The 19,176-nt window shown below is 66.0% G+C and carries 20 protein-coding genes; 11 read left to right on the forward strand and 9 right to left on the reverse strand.

The features are described from left to right. Nucleotides 1-173: 173 nt before the first annotated feature. Genes FLG15_RS03920 through FLG15_RS03945 form a run of 6 tightly spaced genes read left to right on the forward strand, consistent with a single transcriptional unit; the run spans nucleotide 174 to nucleotide 4,393 of the window. Nucleotides 174-1,067 carry a TPM domain-containing protein gene (locus tag FLG15_RS03920; protein ID WP_150145569.1) on the forward strand — a complete coding sequence of 298 codons (894 nt, stop codon included), beginning with the start codon at nucleotides 174-176 and terminating at the stop codon, nucleotides 1,065-1,067. Further along, a complete protein-coding gene (locus FLG15_RS03925; RefSeq protein ID WP_057680137.1) occupies nucleotides 1,067-1,558 on the forward strand; it encodes a TPM domain-containing protein in 492 nt (163 codons plus the stop codon). Before FLG15_RS03920 ends, FLG15_RS03925 begins: the two co-directional genes overlap by 1 nt. Nucleotides 1,559-1,611: 53 nt before the next feature. Then, nucleotides 1,612-2,502, forward strand: a complete 891-nt coding sequence (gene lgt, locus FLG15_RS03930; RefSeq protein WP_011346474.1) for a prolipoprotein diacylglyceryl transferase — start codon at nucleotides 1,612-1,614, stop codon at nucleotides 2,500-2,502. Continuing rightward, nucleotides 2,499-3,293: a thymidylate synthase gene (locus FLG15_RS03935; RefSeq protein WP_057680136.1), complete on the forward strand. Its 795-nt coding sequence runs from the start codon at nucleotides 2,499-2,501 to the stop codon at nucleotides 3,291-3,293. The genes lgt and FLG15_RS03935 overlap by 4 nt, the downstream gene beginning before the upstream one ends. 33 nt (nucleotides 3,294-3,326) lie before the next feature. After that, on the forward strand, nucleotides 3,327-3,902 hold the full coding sequence (locus FLG15_RS03940) for a hypothetical protein (RefSeq protein WP_057687014.1): 576 nt from the start codon (nucleotides 3,327-3,329) through the stop codon (nucleotides 3,900-3,902). Next, a complete protein-coding gene (locus FLG15_RS03945) occupies nucleotides 3,899-4,393 on the forward strand; it encodes a dihydrofolate reductase (protein WP_057680171.1) in 495 nt (164 codons plus the stop codon). Before FLG15_RS03940 ends, FLG15_RS03945 begins: the two co-directional genes overlap by 4 nt. 51 nt (nucleotides 4,394-4,444) lie before the next feature. Here the strand turns inward: FLG15_RS03945 and FLG15_RS03950 are convergent, their stop codons facing one another. From FLG15_RS03950 to FLG15_RS03990, 9 genes are all read right to left on the reverse strand, one after another. Beyond that, nucleotides 4,445-5,401, reverse strand: a complete 957-nt coding sequence (locus FLG15_RS03950; protein ID WP_017159103.1) for a symmetrical bis(5'-nucleosyl)-tetraphosphatase — start codon at nucleotides 5,399-5,401, stop codon at nucleotides 4,445-4,447. Nucleotides 5,402-5,429: 28 nt separating this feature from the next. Beyond that, on the reverse strand, nucleotides 5,430-5,813 hold the full coding sequence (apaG, locus tag FLG15_RS03955; RefSeq protein WP_007965232.1) for a Co2+/Mg2+ efflux facilitator ApaG/CorD: 384 nt from the start codon (nucleotides 5,811-5,813) through the stop codon (nucleotides 5,430-5,432). Nucleotides 5,814-5,849: 36 nt separating this feature from the next. Next, nucleotides 5,850-6,638 (reverse strand): 16S rRNA (adenine(1518)-N(6)/adenine(1519)-N(6))-dimethyltransferase RsmA, encoded by a 789-nt coding sequence (gene rsmA, locus FLG15_RS03960; protein ID WP_057680066.1) that lies wholly within the window; start codon nucleotides 6,636-6,638, stop codon nucleotides 5,850-5,852. A 115-nt stretch (nucleotides 6,639-6,753) separates the two neighbouring features. Continuing rightward, a complete protein-coding gene (gene pdxA / locus FLG15_RS03965) occupies nucleotides 6,754-7,725 on the reverse strand; it encodes a 4-hydroxythreonine-4-phosphate dehydrogenase PdxA (RefSeq protein ID WP_039570749.1) in 972 nt (323 codons plus the stop codon). Nucleotides 7,726-7,744: 19 nt separating this feature from the next. Further along, entirely contained in the window at nucleotides 7,745-9,136 is a 1,392-nt protein-coding gene (locus tag FLG15_RS03970; RefSeq protein WP_039570752.1) for a peptidylprolyl isomerase, read from the reverse strand. Next, entirely contained in the window at nucleotides 9,133-11,556 is a 2,424-nt protein-coding gene (gene lptD, locus FLG15_RS03975; RefSeq protein WP_370512611.1) for an LPS-assembly protein LptD, read from the reverse strand. Before lptD ends, FLG15_RS03970 begins: the two co-directional genes overlap by 4 nt. Before the next feature lie 128 nt (nucleotides 11,557-11,684). Then, on the reverse strand, nucleotides 11,685-12,593 hold the full coding sequence (locus FLG15_RS03980; RefSeq protein ID WP_057680064.1) for a histone deacetylase family protein: 909 nt from the start codon (nucleotides 12,591-12,593) through the stop codon (nucleotides 11,685-11,687). Nucleotides 12,594-12,631: 38 nt separating this feature from the next. Further along, nucleotides 12,632-13,189 (reverse strand): cob(I)yrinic acid a,c-diamide adenosyltransferase, encoded by a 558-nt coding sequence (locus tag FLG15_RS03985; RefSeq protein ID WP_057680063.1) that lies wholly within the window; start codon nucleotides 13,187-13,189, stop codon nucleotides 12,632-12,634. 3 nt (nucleotides 13,190-13,192) lie between these two features. Next, entirely contained in the window at nucleotides 13,193-13,771 is a 579-nt protein-coding gene (locus FLG15_RS03990) for a hypothetical protein (protein ID WP_017159102.1), read from the reverse strand. Between the two features lie 340 nt (nucleotides 13,772-14,111). On the opposite strand from FLG15_RS03990, the gene ubiH reads away from it, so the two are divergent. From ubiH to FLG15_RS04020, 5 genes are all read left to right on the forward strand, one after another. Continuing rightward, entirely contained in the window at nucleotides 14,112-15,320 is a 1,209-nt protein-coding gene (gene ubiH / locus FLG15_RS04000) for a 2-octaprenyl-6-methoxyphenyl hydroxylase (RefSeq protein ID WP_150145573.1), read from the forward strand. Further along, nucleotides 15,317-16,498: a UbiH/UbiF family hydroxylase gene (locus FLG15_RS04005; protein ID WP_057687013.1), complete on the forward strand. Its 1,182-nt coding sequence runs from the start codon at nucleotides 15,317-15,319 to the stop codon at nucleotides 16,496-16,498. The genes ubiH and FLG15_RS04005 overlap by 4 nt, the downstream gene beginning before the upstream one ends. A 124-nt stretch (nucleotides 16,499-16,622) precedes the next feature. Next, nucleotides 16,623-17,345, forward strand: coding sequence for an alpha/beta fold hydrolase (locus FLG15_RS04010; protein WP_057680024.1), 723 nt, complete (start codon nucleotides 16,623-16,625; stop codon nucleotides 17,343-17,345). A 102-nt stretch (nucleotides 17,346-17,447) separates the two neighbouring features. After that, nucleotides 17,448-17,879: a nuclear transport factor 2 family protein gene (locus tag FLG15_RS04015; protein ID WP_057680025.1), complete on the forward strand. Its 432-nt coding sequence runs from the start codon at nucleotides 17,448-17,450 to the stop codon at nucleotides 17,877-17,879. A 150-nt stretch (nucleotides 17,880-18,029) separates the two neighbouring features. Continuing rightward, nucleotides 18,030-19,061, forward strand: coding sequence for a SphA family protein (locus FLG15_RS04020; RefSeq protein ID WP_057680026.1), 1,032 nt, complete (start codon nucleotides 18,030-18,032; stop codon nucleotides 19,059-19,061). The last annotated feature ends 115 nt before the right edge of the window (nucleotides 19,062-19,176 follow it).

Here is a 19,176-nt window from a genome sequence, read left to right on the forward strand (position 1 = left end):
TCTCGCCCATCGGGGAGGGGGTGAAGGGAAGGCGCCAGAGCGTGCAGTCGTTCCGACCACCCGTGGCCTCGCTTCGGGCGCACCCTCTCTGCAAGAGGCAATGTCCTGCAGTGAGAAGGAATCGCAAACCCAGCGCTGATCGACGGTCAGCGCACATCAGCTAGGAGTCGGCAATGCGGCGATTGTGTGTGCGAGTGGTGTGGATGATGGCGTTGCTGCTGCTGCCGGCATCGCTGCTGGCGCAGGAGTTGGCTGCCATCCCGCCGCTGCGGTCGCCGGTGGTCGACGTCACCGGCACCCTGGATGCGGCGCAGATCCAGCGACTGGAGCAACAGGCGCTGGCCTTGCAGCAGCGCAAGGGCGCGCAGCTGCAGATTTTGATCGTGCCCACCACGCAGCCCGAAGCGATCGAGCAATACGCCCAGCGCGTGTTCGACCAATGGAAGATCGGCCGCCAGGGCGTGGACGACGGCGTGCTGCTGCTGGTGGCCAAGGACGACCGTCGCGTGCGCATCCAGCCAAGTTACGGGCTGGAGGGCGCCATTCCGGACATCACCGCCAACCGCATCATCCAGGAGTATCTGGCGCCGAGCTTTCGCGAGGGCGATTACGCGGGCGGCATCACGGCGGCGACCGCAACACTGGCCGGGCTGATCGAGGGCGAGGCCCTGCCGGCGCCGGTCAGCGGGCACGCCGATGGCGGCAACGGCACGGGCGGCGGTGGCTGGATCATGGCGCTGTTTATCGGCTTCGTGGTGGCGATGGTGGCGCGCGGCATCCTGGGCGCGCTACCGCGCCCGCTGCGCGCGGTGCTGACCGGCGTTGCCGCTGGCGGCGCGGCATTGCTATTGACGTCGTTGCTGTTCGCCAGCGCAGGTGCGGCGGTGATCGGTCTGCTGGCTGGCTTGGCCTCCGGCTCGCCGGGCCGCTTTGTCGGTGGCGGTGGCTGGGGTGGTGGCGGCTTCGGTGGATTTGGCGGCGGCGGCCGTGGCGGCTTCGGCGGTGGTGGTGGTTGGGGCGGTGGCGGCGGGTCATCAGGAGGCGGTGGCGCCTCGGGGAGCTGGTAATGCGGTGGCTCAGGCATCTTTTCGCGCCCTCGGCGCAGCGCATCTTTCCAGCCGCATGCATGGATTCCATTGCGGCGGCGGTGACTGCGAGCGAGCGCTCGCACACCGGCCAGATCATGGTCGCGGTCGAGGCCGACCTGCCACTGCAGGCATTGTGGCGCGGACACAGTGCACGCCAGCGCGCCGAGCAGGCCTTCGCGCAACTGCGGACCTGGGATACCGAAGCCAACAACGGGGTGCTGATTTACCTGCTGCTGGCCGACCACGCCATCGAGGTGGTGGCAGACCGCGGCCTGCGCAGCCGGGTGCCGGAAGCGTGTTGGGCAGAGGTGTGTCGGCGCATGCAGCAGTTCCTGCGCGAAGGCCAGCACGAAGCGGCGGTCCTGGCCGGCATCGAGGCGGTGACCGAGCTGTTGGCCGAGCATTTCCCGGCCCCCGCCGGCGCGCAGCATGAAGACGAGCTACCTGACCGGCCGCGGATCTTAGGCTGAGCGCGTACGAGGTGTCAGAATAGCGGCCTCGCTCTATGTGATACGCGGTCCGCATGATCTATTTGCACGCCATCGACCCCATTGCCTTCTCGCTCGGCCCGGTGCAGGTGCACTGGTATGGCTTGATGTACCTGGCGGCGTTCTTCTCTGCCTGGGCGCTGGGCCGTTCGCGCATCCTGCGCGGTCGTCTGCCCGGGGTAGACATGGATGGTTTCTCCGATCTGCTGTTCTACGGCATGCTCGGCGTGGTGTTGGGCGGGCGCATCGGCTACATGCTGTTCTATGCGTTCGAGACCTTCCTGGCCAATCCGCTGATCCTGTTCAAGGTCTGGGAAGGCGGCATGAGCTTCCACGGTGGCCTGCTCGGCGTGTTGATCGCTTGCTGGCTGTGGGCGCGCAAGCACCGGCTGCACTTCTTCGATGTGATGGATTTTGTCGCCCCGCTGGTGCCGCTGGGTCTCGGTTTCGGGAGGCTCGGCAATTTCGTCGGCGGCGAGTTGTGGGGAAAATTCACCCAGGCCGGCTGGGGCGTGATCTTTCCGCATGCGCCGGAGCTGGCCGACCGGTTGCCCGCGCAGATCCAGGCGCAGTACGCCGCCGGCGCCTTGAACCAGTTCGCCCGCCACCCCTCGCAGCTTTACGAAGCTGCGCTGGAAGGCGTGGTGATGTTCGTGGTGTTGTGGACGTTCTCGATGAAGCCGCGTGCACGGTATGCGGTCTCCGGCCTGTTTGCATTGCTGTATGGCGTGTTCCGTTTCATCGTCGAATTCGTGCGCGTACCCGATGCACCGATCGGCTACCTGGCCTTCAACTGGCTGACGATGGGCCAGATTCTGAGCCTGCCATTGATTGCGGTTGGCCTGGTGTTGCTGGCGATGTCGCGCCGCGCGCCGGTGTTGCAGCCGGTGCTGCCGGCGCCTGCGGGCGTGGAGGCTGCCAAGTGAAGCCGTACCTGGAGTTGTTGCAGCACGTGCTGGAACACGGCGCGGAGAAGTCCGACCGCACCGGCACCGGCACGCGCAGCGTGTTCGGCTGGCAGATGCGCTTCGATCTCAACGACGGCTTTCCGTTGGTGACCACCAAGAAGCTGCACCTGCGCTCGATCATCCATGAGTTGCTTTGGTTCCTGAAGGGCGACACCAATATCGGCTACCTCAGCGACCACCAGGTGCGCATCTGGGACGAGTGGGCCGACGACAACGGCGATCTGGGGCCGGTGTACGGTAAGCAGTGGCGGCGCTGGACTGGCCCGGACGGCGTCGAGATCGACCAGATGCAGTGGCTGGTGGATGAAATCAAGCGCAATCCGGATTCGCGTCGCCTGGTGATCAGCGCCTGGAATGTCGGCGAGCTGCCGCAGATGGCGTTGATGCCGTGCCACAGCCTGTTCCAATTCTATGTGGTGAACGGCAAGCTCAGTTGCCAGCTCTATCAGCGAAGCGGCGACATCTTTCTGGGCGTGCCGTTCAATATCGCCAGCTATGCGCTGCTGACCCACATGGTGGCGCAGTCCACCGGGCTGGGCGTGGGCGATTTCGTGCATACGTTGGGCGATGCGCACCTGTATTCCAATCACTTCGACCAGGCACGCGAGCAGCTGACGCGCACCCCGCGCGCGCTGCCCATCTTGCGTTTGAATCCCGAGGTCACCGACCTGTTCGCGTTCCGCTTCGAAGACATCGCCATCGAAGGCTACGACCCGCATCCGGCGATCAAGGCGCCGGTGGCGGTCTAGACTCAGCCTGGCCCATAACTGACTAGGCGCCTCATGCAGAAGATGAGTCTGTGCATCGCACTTGTATTCTGCTTGCTGACACCCGTGGCGGAAGCCCGGAAAGTGGCGGGCATGTCTCCAATCGAGCAGTCACGTCAAATCTACTTGCGAGTCTTTCAGCCGCCCTTGCACCAACAGATGGTGCAAGGTTCGATAGACGACTTGCTCAAGGTGACGGAAGCCCAAGCGAAATCCAAGTGGCAAGATAACTGTCCTGAAATGCAGCCTGCGCTGTCTTCGATGCTGGATAGGCAGTTGCGTCCGTCACTCGAAAGGATGATGAACGATCCGGCGCTCGCAGAGAGCACCATCGCGGCCATGCAAACGACACTCTCCGCGAGCGAGCGCGTCATGGCGACGGCGGCTCTAGACTCCGGAAACGACTTGGTGGCCACTCAATTGATCTACAACAACCAAGCGCTCGCACGGGAAGTGGGTGCGATCATGGAAAATACGCTGCGGGAAGCTCAGCCAGCCCTGATGGAGCTGGTCAAGAGCGGAAGTTTGAGCTTGAGGCCGATTGCCGAGATGTGCGATGCGCGCTTAATTCAAGGCCAGGGCAAAGAATGAAACTCTCGCTGATCGTCGCCTTCGACCGCAACAACGCCATCGGCCGCGACAACGATTTGCCCTGGAAATTGCCGGACGATCTCAAGCGCTTCAAGGCGCTGACGCTGGGCAAGCCGATCCTGATGGGGCGCAAGACGGCGCAATCGCTGGGGCGTGCGTTGCCGGGGCGATTGAATCTGGTGCTGACCCGTTCGGGACAGGTGCCGTTCGACGGCATGCAGGCTGTGGCGTCGGTAGAGCAGGCGATCGAACGCGCCGTGCAGGATGGGGCGCAGGAGCTGTGCGTGATCGGTGGCGGGGAGGTGTATCGCCTGACCATGGAGCGTGCCGATCTGCTGGCAGCGACTGAAGTGAACACCGCAGTGGATGGTGCCGACACGCATTTTCCGCCGATCGACCCAGCGGTGTGGTCGCCGGTGAAGCGCGAGTTGCATGCTGCCGATGATCGGCATGCCCATGCGTTTGCGTTCGTGGATTACGCGCGCCGCTGAGCGATGCCGTGTCGCGCCCGGCACCGCGATGGCGACGGGCGCCTCGCGCGCTCAGTCCTGTGGCGGATCGACCGGCGGCTTGGGGCCGGCCACTGCGTTCCCCGCATTGCCGCGATTGCCGCGCGAACGCTGACGTCCCTGTCGCTCACGTGGACGCCGCGGCGCGCGTGCGGCCGGTGCCGGCCCGGTCACTTCGCGTCCGGGCACCTGCACCACGCGTAGTTCATCGCTATCCAGCTGCAACGCCGTCAGCTTGCCGCCCCAGACCGCACCGGTATCGATCGCATGGACGCCCTGGGTGATCGTCAGACCCAGCGCGGACCAGTGCCCGCAGACGATCTTCAGGTCGCGCTCGACCCGACCCGGCACTTCGAACCAGGGATACAGGCCCTGTGCCTGCGTCCCCGGCGTGCCCTTGTCGTCGGTGGCGATGCGCCCACGCGGGGTGCAATAGCGCATGCGGGTGAACAGATTGATGATGGCGCGGCTGCGGTCGTAGCCGCTCAGGCCCGGCGACCAACCCGGCTGGTCGCCGTACATATTGCGCAGCAGCTTGCGATAGCCGCCGCCCTGCAGTTGCTGCTCGACCTCGCGTGCGTGTTTTTCGGCCATCTGCGTGGTCCACTTCGGCGCCAGCCCGGCGTGGATCATCATCCAGCCCAGCGCGCGGTCTACGTGCGCCAGCTTCTGCATGCGTAGCCAGTCCAGCAGCGCATCGCGATCTTCGGCCATCACGATGCGCAGCAGATCCGGATTGACCTTGCGCTGCTCTTCTTCCGAACGCGCACCGATCGCCAGCAGCGACAGGTCGTGATTGCCCAGCACCACCACGCTGTGCGCGCGCAATGAATGCACCAGACGCAACGTTTCCAGCGATTGCCCGCCACGGTTGACCAGGTCGCCGCAGAACCACAGCGTGTCCTGGGCGGGGTCGAAATTGATCTTCTCCAGCAAGCGCTGGGTGATGTCGTAGCACCCTTGCAGGTCGCCGATGGCCCAGACGCTCATTGCGTGCGCTCCCTCACTCCAGCATTCATCAGTGCAGCGTCCTGGGCACGCTCAGCACGAAGGCGGCGATCGGGGCGATAAATTCGGTGCCATCGTCGGCCACCATGTCGTAGTGGCCTTGCATCTGTCCCTGCTCGGTCTCCAGCAGCACGCCGGAGGTGTAATGGAAAGCCTCGCCCGGGCGCAGCCACGGCTGTTCGCCGACCACGCCTTCGCCATCCACCTGCTCGGTGCGACCGTTGCCATCGGTGATCTGCCAATGGCGCGCGATCAGGCGCGCAGGCACCGCGCCCGCATTCTGGATGCGGATGCTGTAGGCAAAGGCGTAGCGGCCTTCGTCCGGGGTGGATTGATGGGCGAGGAAGCGGGGCGATACCTCGACCTCGACCCGGTAGCGCGGATCATCTTGCATGGCGAAAGTCTAAATAAAACAGTGTGGGAGCGGCGCTCAAGCCAGCTCGACATTGGCCAGCCGGATGAAATCCGCGACCTCGAGTTGTTCGGCGCGTGCATCCGGTCTCACCTGCGCAGCCTCGAAATGGGCCGGTTCGCAGATGGTGGACAAGGCATTGCGCAGGGTCTTGCGGCGCTGCCCGAACCCGGCGCGCACCACATCGGCGAAGCGGCGGCGGTCGTTGATCTGCACCGTGGCCGGGTCGCGCGGCACCAGCCGCACCACGGCCGAGTCCACCTTCGGCGGCGGCCGGAACGCGCCCGGCGGCACCACGAACAGCGCAGTCACCTCGCAATACGCCTGCAGCATCACGCTGAGTCGTCCGTACACCTTGCTGCCGGGGCCGGCGGCCATGCGGTCGACCACTTCCTTTTGCAGCATGAAGTGCATGTCGGCCACGGCAGCGGCATGGTCCAGCGCATGGAACAGGATCGGCGAGGAGATGTTGTAGGGCAGGTTGCCGACCAGGCGGATCGGCGTGCCATCGGCCAGTGCAGTGAAATCCACGCTGAGCACGTCGCGGTGAATGATGCTCAGCGCGCCGATCGGTGCGGCGGCTTCGGTCAACGGCGCGATCAGGTCGCGATCGAATTCGATCACGGTCAACGCGCCATGCTTGCGTAGCAACGGAAAGGTGATGGCACCCTGGCCCGGGCCGATCTCGACCAGATGCTGGCCGGCGCGCGGGTCTACCGCCTGCACGATGCGGTCGATGTAATACCGGTCGGCAAGAAAGTGCTGGCCAAGCGACTTCTTGGCCGGTGCGCTGAAGGAAGAATTCATCTGCGCAGTTTAACGGAGGCCGCGCCTGCACGCGGCGTCGTCGCGCATCCGCCGGGCCTGGCGGATAGACGGCATGCACCAGCGGCATGCTCGCAGCGCGGAAGCACACGGGGTGTTAGCGGCGCGCCGCCAATCGCGCGCACAACGCAGTGGCTGCCATCAGGCTGGAGGGGTCGGCGATTCCGCGGCCGGCCAGTTCCAGCGCAGTACCGTGATCCACCGCAACGCGCGGGTAGGGCAGGCCCAGGGTGATGTTCACTGCCTGCTCGAAGCCGCTGTACTTGAGTACCGGCAGGCCCTGGTCGTGATACATCGCCACCACTGCGTCGAAACCACGCAGTTTCTGCGGCAGGAATGCGGTGTCCGCCGGCAGCGGGCCGATCAGCTGCATGCCCTCGCCGCGCAGCTGCTCCAGCAGCGGAATGACGATATCCAGTTCCTCGCGGCCCAGGTGACCGTCTTCGCCGGCATGCGGGTTGAGGCCGAGCACGGCGATGCGCGGGTGCTCCAGGCCGAAGTCGCGCTGCATCGCTGCGTGGGTGATGCGCAGGCACTGCAGCAGCGCATCGGCGGTGATTGCATCGGCCACCGCACGCAGCGGCAGATGGGTCGTCACCAGCGCGACGCGCACGATGCTGTTGGCCAACATCATCACCACCGGGCAACCGGCTTGTTCGGCCAGCAGTTCGGTGGTGCCGGTGTAAGCAATGCCGCCGGCATTGATCACTGCCTTGTGCACCGGGCCAGTGACGATTCCCTGCAACCGGCCGGCAAGGCAGTCGCCGGCCGCGCTGCGCAGGCCGGCGATCACCGCTGCGGCATTGGCCGGGTCAGGTGCGCCGAAGCGTGTTGCCACGGCTTGGCGAACGGGATGCAGCGGCAGGTCGCCAGGCGCGCGCGCGGGCTGGTCGGGATCGAGCAGCCGCACAGACAACGACAGCGCCGTGGCGGCGCTGTGCAGGGTATCTGGGTCGGCGTAGGCAATCAGATGCGCGTCCGAGCGCGGCTGCTGCGCGAGCCGGACGCAGAGTTCCGGCCCGATTCCGGCCGGCTCGCCTGGCACCAGCGCGAGCGACGGGACCATCATGCTATCCGGCTACCCGGTCTCAGCGCGTCGGCTTTGCCGGCGGCGGTGAGGGCGCTGCCGGATCAGCCGACTTGGCCGGAGCGGCAGTGGCATTGTCATCGGCACGGTCGCCGGTGCGGTAGCTCACATACGCTTCGCCACGCAGTTCCTGCAGATAGCGGTTGTACTCTTCTTCCAGCTTGCGGCGACCGATGGTTTCACGCACCTGCGCGCGCTGATTCTCGGCGCTCACGTCGGTCTGACGGCTGCCGACGCGCTGCACGATGTGCCAGCCCGCCTGGGTCCGGAACGGTTCGGAGACCGCGCCATCGGTCAAGCTTTCGACCTGCTTGCCGAAATCCGGGCCGAATGCGTCGGCTGGGAACCAGCCCAGATCGCCACCCTGGCCGCGGCTGTTGGTGTCCTCGGAGGACTCCTTGGCCGTCGCCTGGAAATCGGCACCGCCCACGATGCGCGCGCGAATCGTATCGATCTTTGCCTTGGCCTGCGCCTCGGTCTGGTTGTCGCCGATCCGCACCAGGATGTGGCGTGCGTGGTACTCGGTGACCATCTTCTTTTCGCCGCCGGCATTGGCGTCGCGCATTTCCACCAGCTTGAGCAGCTGGAAGCCGCTCGGGCCGCGCAGCGGGCCGGCCACCTGGCCAGGCTGCATGTCGCGGATCAGCTGCGCAAATGCGTTCGGGATCTCATCCAGGCTGCGCCAGCCCAGATCGCCACCTTCCAGCGCATTGGGGCTATCGGAATAACGCACCGCAGCGGCCGAAAAATCCAGCTCGCCCTTGTCGATCAATGCTTTGACGCCATCGACCTTCTTCTGGCCGGTGGCGATCTGCTCGGCAGTTGCGCCTTCCGGCAAGCCGATCAGGATGTGCGCCAGGTGGTACTGGCTACCGGTGGCGGCCTGTTGGGCCAGCGCGGTATCCACTTCGCCTTCGCTCACGCTGATGCGGCTCTGCGCAAAGCTTTGGCGCAGGCGCTGCACGATGATCTCGTCGCGCACCGAAGAGCGGAAATCGGCGTAGCCCATCCCGTCGGCTGCCAGCTTCTGGCGCAAGCCGTCCACCGTCGTGCCGTTCTGCTGGGCGATGCTGGCGATGGCGCGGTTGAGTTCCTCGTCGCTGACGCGGATGCCGTTGCCATCGGCACGGCTGACCTGCAGCTTGACCAGCACCAGGCGCTCAAGGACCTGGCGCTGCAGCACATCGTCTGGCGGCAGCTGGTTTTCGCGACCGGCGTACTGCGACTTGACGTTGCGCACGGCGCGATCGAGCTCGCTCTGCAGCACCACGTCTTCGTCGACGATGGCAGCGATGCGATCCAGCGGCTGGGATTGCTGTGCCGAGGCCAACGGCGAAACCGTGCTGGTGATGGCCAGCAGCGAGGCAAGAACAACAGAGAAAGGCTTGGTCATGGAATCAGGTTCGGATCGTAATCGTCCGGATTGGTCGTGGTGTTGCTGGGCGGGACCAGGTAGAGGTCGTCGCGGTAATAGCCGAGAATAGCACGGCGCAAAGTGCGGTCCGTGTTCTGCCCGAACGAGCTCAGGCCCTTCAGCACGAACTCAATCTGGATCGAGTTGTCCATCTCGCCATCGCGGTTGCGCACGAACCGGCGCACCAGCCCGCGCACCGCCAGGCAGCAGCTATCCCATTGCACGCCCCCGATGATTTCCAGCGGCTTGCGGTCCAGCAGCGAGTAGTAATACCGACCGACCGCGCTCCAGCTGGGGTTGATCGGGTACAGGAAGGAGAAATCGGCCTGCTTGAGCTGGTCGCTGTTGTCGGTGAGGTTGCGACGGTAGCGATACGCCAGGTTGATGATGCCGTCGTTGTTGAGCAGATAGCGCGTGCGCAGGCTGGCCAGATCTTCCTTGCGCGAGTTGGGGTTCCACTGGTAGGTGGCGCCCATCGACCAGCGGTCGTTGATCATGTAGTTGGCGTCGGCCACCCAGGCGGACTTGCCCTGGTCGATGGTCTGTTCGCTGCCGGCTGCCGAGTTGTTGCTGTTGTTGATGGTGACCAGCGAATCGCTGAAGTACAGGATTTGGCCCGCACTCAGCGAGAGCTTTTCGCGACCATCGTCCTGGCGCAGCCAGCGCGAGGTCACCGCCAGGGTCAGCTGGTTGGCATCGTTCTGGCGGTCGGCGCCGGTGTAGCGGGTGTCGCGGAACAGCTGCCCGTAGCTGAAGGTGAACGGACGGGTGTCGAACACCGGCAGATCGTCTTGGTCGCGGTATGGCACGTACAGGTAGTACATGCGCGGCTCCAACGTATTGAGATAGTTGGTGCCGAACAGCGAGGTTTCCCGATCGAAATACAGGCCGGCGTCCAGCGAGGCAATCGGCAGGCTACGCGACGGCGAGCGGTTGCCAGTCAGCGGTTTGGTATTGGCCAGCGTGGAATCCAGCTGGTACGCGGTGTAGCGCCATGCCACGGTGGGCGTCAGGAACCACGCTGCGCCCGACAGCGGCATCGAGATATACGGCTTGACGTCCAGGCGCGCACCGCTGCCGTATTCCTTGTTGCGGATATTGGTACGGACGTACTCGTCGCCATTGTTGCCGTTGGCGTTCGGGATGTAATTCACCTGGTACGAATCGTCGTGGGTGAAGCGCACCGCCTCGGCATAGATGCCGGCCTCGAAAATGCCCAGCGGCTTTTCCCAGGTGAAATACGCACGCGGCTGCCGGTTATATGGCAGGGCTTGCTCGTCCAGCGTGTAGTCGGTGAGCTGCCAACGGTCGGCCATCAGGCCTGCGGTCCAGGTTTCGCCGGTGCCGTAGATGCCCACGGTGCTCTGCAGGCTGGAAGCCGAGCCGATGCCGTTCAGGCGACTGGTGAAGTCCTCGACATAGCGCGTGTCGCTGACCCAGGAAATGCTGCTGCGCGCCTGCCAATTGCTGTTGACGTTGTGGTAGCCGCTGTAGAACACGCTGCCACGGTCCTTGTCGCGCAACTTGTCGTTGGGCAGGTAATTCCCGGTGACTTCACCGCGACCGCCCTCGTACAGGTAGCGGAATTCGGTGCCGAACATGAAACCGCGCTTGCTCATGTAGCGCGGCAACAACGTGGCGTCGTAGTTCGGCGCCAGGTTCAGATAGATCGGCTGCAGGTAATCGAAGCCGTTACGGCCGGACAGGCCGAATTGCGGAAACAGCAGGCCGGTCTGGCGGCGGTCATCGATCGGGAACTTGAACCACGGGAAGTACAGCACCGGCACCTTGCCGATCTGCAGCACCGCGTTGCGCGCGGTACCGAAACCTTCCTCGTTGTCGACGTCGATCTCCGGCGCGCGCACGCGCCAGATCGGCTGCGAGGGGTCGCAGGTGGTGTAGGTGGATCGATGCATCTGCCCGACCTGGCCCTGCAGGTCCACCGATTCGGCGTCGCCATTGCCGCGGCGCTCCACCAACTGGTACTGGATGTTGGTGACCTTGTGGGTGTCGGTATCCTGATTGCCCTCGGCGCGGTCGGCCACCATGCGGAACGAGGTGTCCTGGTAACGGACATTGCCTTCGGCGATGTAGTTGCCGGTTTCGGTGTCCATGCGCAGGTTGTCGGCACCCAGGAACTGGTCGCCGCGCTTCAGCGCGACATTGCCCTGGTATTGCGGGGTGGTGCTGGTGCCGGAGAGCTGGTCGCCTTCGATGTCGGTCGGCAACTGCTGGCGCATCTCGGCCGCCTTGGGGTCGGCGGCGGGGGCGCCGTCGAAGCCGGGTAGCGGGTCTACGGCCGGGCACAGTCCCCAGTTCAACGGCTTGTCGGCAGCCATGGCCGGAAGGCAGATGGCGATGCTCAAAGGCAGGGGCAGCAGGCGGAGAGCTCGGCGCACGCGTGGGTTCAACCAATAAAATGGCGACTAGCTTGCCGCATACCCCGCATAGGGGCAATGAAGAGCGCCGGCGCCGGGAGGGCGAGGTTCATCGCACCCGGCGACGCGACCGGCGCCCTGGCCGGGGTTCAGCGCAGCGCTGCCACGTGCGCCACGCTGCTTTCGCGCAGCGCCTGCAGGTCGTAGCCGCCTTCCAGCATCGAGACCACGCGGCCGCGTGCATGGCGGTCGGCCAGGGTGCGCAGCGCGCCGGTGAGCCAGGCGAAATCGGCGTCGTCCAGCATCAGGTCGGCCAGCGGGTCGCGCAGATGCGCATCGAAGCCGGCGGAGATCAGGATCAACTGCGGGCGGAAGGCATCGATGAGCGGCAGCATCTCGTCTTCCCAGACATTGCGGAAGCGCAGCCCGTCGCTGCCCGGTGGCAGCAGCAGGTTGTGGATATTGCCGACCCCGCGCTCGTACACGCTGCCCGAATGCGGATACAGCCCGGACTGGTGGGTGCTCAGGTATTGCACGGCGGGGTCGCGTTCGAAGATCGCCTGGGTGCCGTTACCGTGATGGACGTCGAAGTCCACGATGGTGATGCGCTCCAGCCCATGCCGGTCGCGCGCATGGGCGGCGGCCACGGCGATGTTGTTGAACAGGCAAAATCCCATCGATACCTGTGCGGTGGCGTGGTGACCGGGCGGACGCACCGCGCAGAAGGCGGTGCGGGTCTGGCCCTGCATCACCGCATCGACCGCGGCAATGCCGGCACCGGCCGCGCGCAAGGCCGCCGCGCGCGAGGCCGGCACCATGCGCGTGTCCACGTCCAGCTGACGGTAGCCCTCGAAGGCGGTTTCCAGCACTGCATCCACTTGCTCGCGCTCGTGCACGCGGCACAGGTCGCCCAGCTTGGCCAACGGCGCTTCGCGCCAGTCCAGATCCGGGAATGCGCCGCGCAGGGCCTGGACCACCGCTTCCAGGCGGGCGGGGCTTTCCGGGTGCTCAGGGCCGGCGTCGTGACCGAGGCAGGCGGGATGGGTAAAGACCAACATGGGGCAACTCTAGCCTCTGTGCCGACCCGGGCACATGCTCAACCGCGTCGGCGGTCGTGCCGCCACAGGACTTCCTGCCGACCATCGGTACGCGCCAGTACGCGCGCCAACACGAACAGCAGGTCGGACAAGCGGTTGAGGTAGCCGATCGCCTCGTTGCGTACCGTTTCCTGACGCGACAGCGCAACGGTCTCGCGCTCGGCCCGGCGCACGATGGTGCGGGCCAGGTGGCAGCGCGCGGCGGCCTCGCCGCCGGCTGGCAAGATGAATTCCTGCAGTGCGGGCAGGGTGTCGTTGAAGGCATCCAGCTGGCGCTCCAGCGCCTGGATGTCGGCCGCGTCGATGGCGGCATGGCCGGGAATGCACAGCTCGCCGCCCAAATCGAACAACTGGTGCTGCACGGTGGTCAGCAGTGCGGCGATCGGCTCCGGCACGCCGGGGGCGGCCAGCAGCACGCCGATGGCCGAATTGGCTTCGTCCACGGTGCCGTAGGCATTGACGCGCAACGCATCCTTGCCGGTGCGGCTGCCGTCGCCCAGGCCGGTACTGCCGTCGTCGCCGGTCCGCGTATAGATACGAGAGAGTCGGTTGCCCATGGCTTAGCCGGCGTAGGGCTGGCGACGCGGTGCGGACAGACGCTCGGCAGCCACCTGGATCACCGCGGCAGCCGCCACGTACAGCGCGGCGCTGCGCAGATAGGGCCCCAGCCAGTCGGTGTAATTCTTGAACCAGCCGGCCACGGTCGGGTCGGCCACGCTGGCGCTGATCCAGTAGAAGCTGCCCTGGGCGATCAGCTGGCACAGCGCCACGGCAATCAGCAGGGCCGGCACCAGTCGCGCCAGCGCGCTCCACTGTGCGCCGTGGTAGTGCCGGCGCAGCCACACGCCGCCGGCCCACAGCGCGAAATACGCCGGGATTAGGCACCAGTACGCCGGCGACACGCAGTAGTGCTGCCAGAAGCTCAGGCCCTGGCCGGTGATGACCAGCCAGTCCACCGCCACGGCCAGCAGCATCAGCAGCGGAAATGCCAGCTTGGTACGTGCAGCCAGATGGAATCCGCCGATGAAGAACACCGCCCAGGACGCGTCCGGAACCGGCGCGAAGTGATTGATCCGGGTGGCCGCCATCAACGCGGCGAGCAGACTCAGAATCAGGGTGTCGTGCGAGCGAGACGTCATGCGCGAGGCGGGCCGGATTGCAGGCCCTGGAGTGTAGCGTGGAAGTGGTGCTGCCCGCGGCTTGGGTAACGGCAGCTGCACAACGACTGTGCAGTGCCAAGCGGGCGTGGCCGGCGCCCGGAATCGGCCTGCGCCACGCCTACACCGCCGTTTCTGGGTGCGCCATCCACGCCCGCCTGGCGACTGCTCGCCACGCTTTTCCAGCCGCTGCATGTGTTTGGGGAGCGCGTGAAGCGCTGCGCTGCGCGTCAACCATGCACGGCGCAGGTGGCAGCGGGCGCGGCAAGATGTCCCGCCCTGCGTCGGCAACGCGCAGGGGGCGAAGGCTTATCATGTGGGGATGACACATCCCCATGACGTTCTGATCGTTGGCGGCGGCCTGGTCGGCTCCAGCCTTGCGATTGCGCTGGACCGCCTCGGCCTGGATGTCGGGCTGGTGGAGGCCACCCCGGCCGGCACGCCGCCGGCAGTGTTTGATCAACGCAACCTCAGTTTCGCCGCGGCCACCGTGAACGCGCTCGGTGCGCTCGGAGTGATGGCCAAGCTGCGCAGTCCGCCCGGGCCGATCCGGCGCATCCATGTCAGCCGCGCCGGGGACTTCGGCCGCGTGCAACTGGACGCGGCCGATTATGGCCGCGACGCCTTCGGCCAGGTGGTGGTGGCACGCGACTTCGGCGATGCCTTGCAAACGCGCCTGGACGAACTGACCCATCTGCGCCGTTACCGGCCCGCACGGTGCATCGGCATAGAACCGGTGCAGGACGACCTGCGCGCGGTGCGCCTGGCTACCGATGCGGGCGAGCAACGGGTGCAGGCCAAACTGGTGGTCGGCGCCGACGGCAGCCATAGCGCGGTGCGCGAGCTGCTGCATATCGGTACCGATACCCACGATTTCCTGCAGACCCTGTTCGTGGCGCGCGTGCGTGCCTCACGACCGCCCGATGGCACGGCCTGGGAGCGTTTTGGCGAACATGGGCCAACGGCGCTGTTGCCACGCGGCGACCGTCATTACGGTGCGATCCATTGCGTGGCGCGCGCCGAGGCCGAAGCCGTGGCTGCGCTCGATGACACCGGCTGGCTGGCGCGCCTGCAGCGTGCAGCCGGCTGGCGTGCCGGGCGCATGGTCGCCACCGGCGAACGCAGTGCCTATCCGCTGGTGCAGGTGCTGGCCGACAGCCTCATCGCCGAGCGCGTGGTGCTGCTGGGCAATGCCGCGCAGACGCTGCACCCGATCGGCGCGCAGGGCTTCAACCTGGGGCTGCGCGATGCGCTGACGCTGGCCGAATTGATCGAGCACGATCGCAGCGATGCCGGTGCCGGTGCGTTGCTGGCCGAGTATCTGGCGCGGCGGCGGGTGGATCGCGAGCACACCATCGGGCTTTCCAGCGGTCTGGCGCGGCTCACCGGCAACCCGGCACCGTTGCTGCGGCCGTTGCGTAGCCTGGGCTTGTTTGCGGCCTCGCAGGCGGCCCCGCTGCAATCGATGCTGGTGGGCGGCGCCATGGGCTTCCGTGGCGATGTGCCGCAACTGTGCCGGGGCAGCGCATGAGCCGGCGCAGCATGCACGAGGTGGTGATCGTCGGCGGTGGCGTCGTCGGCGCCGCCTGCGCGCTGGCATTGAACGATGCCGGCCTGCGCGTTGCCCTGATCGAAGGGCGCGAGCCTGCCCGCTGGCGCGCCGAGCAACCCGATCTGCGTGTCTATGCCTTCGCTGCCGACAATGCCGCGTTGCTCGACAGCCTGGGCGTGTGGAATGCGGTGCGTGCCGCGCGCGTGCAACCTTATCGGCGCATGCGGGTCTGGGATGCGGGCGGAGGTGGCGAGCTGGGCTTCGACGCCGACACCCTGGGACGCGAGCAATTAGGCTGGATCATCGAAAACGACGTGCTGGTGGACCGCCTGTGGGCCGCCGTGCACGCGGCCGGCATCGAAGTGCATTGCCCGGCACGCGTGGTCGAGCTGGAGCAGGACGCCGCCAGCGTGCGCCTGCGCCTGGACGATGGCAGCCGGCTGGAAGCGGCAATGGCCATCGCCGCCGATGGTGCAGCATCCACCCTGCGTGAACTCGCCGGGCTGCCGGTTTCCCGGCATGCCTACGCACAGCGCGGCGTGGTTGCCTTCGTGGAAACCGAGCACCCGCATCAGGCCACCGCCTGGCAGCGTTTCCTGACCACCGGGCCGCTGGCCTTCCTGCCGTTCGCCGATGGCCGCAGTTCGATCGTGTGGACCTTGCCCGATGCCGACGCCGAGCGCGTGCTGGCGCTGGACGATGCCAGTTTCTCGCGGGAGTTGACCCAGGCCTTTGCTGCGCGCCTGGGCGAGGTACGCGTGGTGTCGGCACGCACCGCCTTCCCGCTACAACGGCAGCTGGTGCAGCAGTACGTCAGCGGCCGCGTGCTCACCTTGGGCGATGCCGCGCATGTGGTGCATCCGCTGGCCGGGCAGGGCGTCAACCTGGGTCTGCGCGATGTGGCGGCGTTGCGGCAGAGCGTGCGCGAGGCGATGGCCAAACGCGCCGATTGGGCCGCGCCGCATCGCCTGCAACGCTGGGCACGTACCCGGCGCAGCGAGAACACCGTGGCTGCCTACGGCTTCGATGCGATCAACACGGTGTTTTCCAACGACGACATGCACCTGACCTTGTTGCGCGGATCGGTATTGGGCCTGGCCGGCAAGTTGCCGCCGTTGGTCGATGTGCTGTGGAAGCGCGCCTCCGGCGGCGCGTGAGCCAAGCGCGCCAGCCGCCAAAATCGGCGGCGGCTGGCTGTCATGCCTTGATATGCCTTTGATGCTATAGCGAAGGCAGCAGGTTCCATACGACGTGCGTGGCTGCCGTGGCTACAGTCGCGCCATGACCTTGTCTGCGCCTCCTTCGTCCAAGCCGGCAGTGTTGTTGTTGTGCGGGCTGCTGTGCGATGCCGCCATCTGGCAACCGCAGCGCACCGCGCTGCGCGATCTGGCCGATGTGCAGGTGATGGATTTCGCTGGCTTCGACAGCATTGCGCAGATGGCCGCGCATGTCTTGGCCGTTGCGCCGCCGCAGTTTGCGCTGGCAGGACATTCGATGGGCGGGCGGGTCGCGCTGGAAATCATGCGCCAGGCGCCCGCGCGCGTGCTGCGGCTGGCACTGCTGGATACGGGCATCGCGCCGCGCCGCGAGCGCGAACGCGAAGAACGGCTGGCATTGGTGCGACTTGCGCATGCCCAGGGAATGCAGGCGCTGGCGCAGCGCTGGCTGCCGCCGATGCTGCACCCCGATCACCGTGCCGATGGCGAATTGATGGATGGCTTGATGGCCATGGTGCAGCGGCAAAGCGCGCAAAGTTTTGCCGGGCAGATCAACGCCCTGCTGGAACGCCCCGATGCGGCGCCGGTGCTCGCGCACATCACATGCCCGACGTTGCTGGGCGTCGGGCGGCAAGACGCGTGGAGCCCGTTGGCGCGGCACCAGGACATGGCGCGACACATTCCGCAGGCGCGGCTGGCGATCTTCGAACACTGCGGGCACATGGCGCCGGTGGAAGCACCCGCTGCCGTCAGCGACGCGCTGCGCGACTGGTTGCAGGCCGCGTGATGGCGCACCCGCCCAACGCGTGGCACGAGGTGGCCACTGCTGCGCAAACACGCAATCCGCCGGATATCGAGAGTGCTTTGGTCACGCCTTGAGGAACGCTGCATGCACGAAGACGTTTCGATCATCATTGCCTGCGAGCAAGCGATCCGCCGGTTCGCGCTCTACAACGATCGCCATGATCATGCCGGTCTCGCCGCGTTGTTCACCGACGATGGCGTGTTCGCGCGCCCCAGTGCACCGGATGCGCCCGTGCGGGGGCGCGAGGCCATCTTGCAGTCGTTTCGCGAGCGTGCGCCGCGCACCACGTGCCACCTGATGCTCAATACCTTGGTCAGCGTCCAGTCGCACACGCTGGCGCATGCGCACAGCCACGTCCTGCTCTACACCGCTGACGCTACCTCCGCAGCGCCGCCGTGGACGGCGCAAGCGCCGGCATTGCTGGGCAGCTTCGAGGATGTGCTGGTGCTCGAGCAGGGACGCTGGTTGTTCCAGCAACGGCTCGGGTCACTGCTGCTGCGGGTCGGCGCCAGCTGAGTCGGCGCATCCGGGCGGCAGACAACTTCTTGACTCACCGCTGTCCTGACGGCGCATGCCGCGTGCCGCCGTCTTCCAGTCCCACGTTCTCCCCCTCCCCGTCGCGTTGCATCGCAGTCATCCATTCCCTTTGCATCGGAGATTCGCCTAGTGGAACGCGTCCGTTCGTCTGCTCGTTGTGGTTCGGTGTTGCCGCGTGCGCTGTCGCCTCGTCAACCTGCATTGATCATCGCTGCCTTGCTGGCCGCAGCGTCGCCGGCAGCGTGGGCGCAGGCTGTGCCGGAAACCGCGGCGCCACCCCAAGGCATCAATCTGGGTGGCACCAGTTTCTTGGATGGCTTCGGTTCCATGCAGCCTGGATGGACGGCCATCGAGTATCTGCGCTACTACGATTTCGACGCGATCAAAAATGCCAACGGCAACAATTCGCCGGCGTTCCGCGACCCCAAGGTTGGCGTCAGCGTCGCATTGACCCAGCTCATCTATGTCACGCCCTACACCTGGAAAGGCGGTTCGTTGAGCTTCAATGCGATCGTGCCGCTGGTCAATTACGACACCTCCGTCGCTGCCGATAGCCCGGTGCGCTTGAGCAGCAATGGCTTGGGCATGGGCGATATCTCGTTCGGGCCGGCGCTGCAGATGCCACCGGTGATGCGCGATGGGCGGGTGTTCTTCTTCCAGCGGTTTGCCATCGATGCCTTCGCGCCCGTGGGCAAGTTCGATCGCGATATCGCCATCAACCAGAGCACCGGTTTTTGGTCGGTCGCACCGCATTGGGCCTTCACCGTGCAACCCAGCGACACTTGGGAAATCAGCGGGCGGCTGAATTATCTCTATAACTTCCGCACCAGCCGCGCAGGTGGCGTGCCGCCGATTCCCGGGTTCCGTTTTCGCAATGGCCAGGCCGGCGATGTGCTCTGGGCGAACTTCGCCAGCTCGGTCAAGGTCACCGAGCAATTGCGTCTGGGCATCAACGGGTATTACCTGCAGCAGTTGAAGAACAACCGCACCAACGACCAGAGCGTCCCCGACAGCAAGCGCAGGCAGTTCTATGTTGGCCCCGGGTTGTCCTGGCGGTTCGACGAAAAGAACCTTCTCAACTTCAATGTGTACCTGCCCATCGAGGTGGAGAACTCGGTGGCAGGCAATAGCTACAACCTGATGATCGTGCACTCGCTGTAACGCGCGCCGGTCATGCATCCCGCATTGCCGCCGCCGCGGTGCCGGCGATGCGGGATGACGCGGATGCGATGCGTCATGCGAACGAGCTCGCGCTGGTGGCCTGGCCTCATCGCTT

Source organism: Xanthomonas phaseoli pv. dieffenbachiae (assembly GCF_008639345.1).
GTDB classification, from domain to species: Bacteria; Pseudomonadota; Gammaproteobacteria; order Xanthomonadales; family Xanthomonadaceae; genus Xanthomonas; species Xanthomonas phaseoli.

Bases quoted from the DNA above. Each gene is read 5' to 3' on its own strand.
- FLG15_RS03920 (WP_150145569.1), top strand. From the start codon at position 174: ATGCGGCGATTGTGTGTGCGAGTGGTGTGGATGATGGCGTTGCTGCTG.
- FLG15_RS03925 (WP_057680137.1), top strand. From the start codon at position 1,067: ATGCGGTGGCTCAGGCATCTTTTCGCGCCCTCGGCGCAGCGCATCTTT.
- lgt (WP_011346474.1), top strand. From the start codon at position 1,612: ATGATCTATTTGCACGCCATCGACCCCATTGCCTTCTCGCTCGGCCCG.
- FLG15_RS03940 (WP_057687014.1), top strand. From the start codon at position 3,327: ATGCAGAAGATGAGTCTGTGCATCGCACTTGTATTCTGCTTGCTGACA.
- FLG15_RS03945 (WP_057680171.1), top strand. From the start codon at position 3,899: ATGAAACTCTCGCTGATCGTCGCCTTCGACCGCAACAACGCCATCGGC.
- FLG15_RS03950 (WP_017159103.1), bottom strand. From the start codon at position 5,401: ATGAGCGTCTGGGCCATCGGCGACCTGCAAGGGTGCTACGACATCACC.
- apaG (WP_007965232.1), bottom strand. From the start codon at position 5,813: ATGCAAGATGATCCGCGCTACCGGGTCGAGGTCGAGGTATCGCCCCGC.
- rsmA (WP_057680066.1), bottom strand. From the start codon at position 6,638: ATGAATTCTTCCTTCAGCGCACCGGCCAAGAAGTCGCTTGGCCAGCAC.
- pdxA (WP_039570749.1), bottom strand. From the start codon at position 7,725: ATGATGGTCCCGTCGCTCGCGCTGGTGCCAGGCGAGCCGGCCGGAATC.
- FLG15_RS03970 (WP_039570752.1), bottom strand. From the start codon at position 9,136: ATGACCAAGCCTTTCTCTGTTGTTCTTGCCTCGCTGCTGGCCATCACC.
- FLG15_RS03980 (WP_057680064.1), bottom strand. From the start codon at position 12,593: ATGTTGGTCTTTACCCATCCCGCCTGCCTCGGTCACGACGCCGGCCCT.
- FLG15_RS03985 (WP_057680063.1), bottom strand. From the start codon at position 13,189: ATGGGCAACCGACTCTCTCGTATCTATACGCGGACCGGCGACGACGGC.
- FLG15_RS03990 (WP_017159102.1), bottom strand. From the start codon at position 13,771: ATGACGTCTCGCTCGCACGACACCCTGATTCTGAGTCTGCTCGCCGCG.
- ubiH (WP_150145573.1), top strand. From the start codon at position 14,112: ATGACACATCCCCATGACGTTCTGATCGTTGGCGGCGGCCTGGTCGGC.
- FLG15_RS04005 (WP_057687013.1), top strand. From the start codon at position 15,317: ATGAGCCGGCGCAGCATGCACGAGGTGGTGATCGTCGGCGGTGGCGTC.
- FLG15_RS04010 (WP_057680024.1), top strand. From the start codon at position 16,623: ATGACCTTGTCTGCGCCTCCTTCGTCCAAGCCGGCAGTGTTGTTGTTG.
- FLG15_RS04015 (WP_057680025.1), top strand. From the start codon at position 17,448: ATGCACGAAGACGTTTCGATCATCATTGCCTGCGAGCAAGCGATCCGC.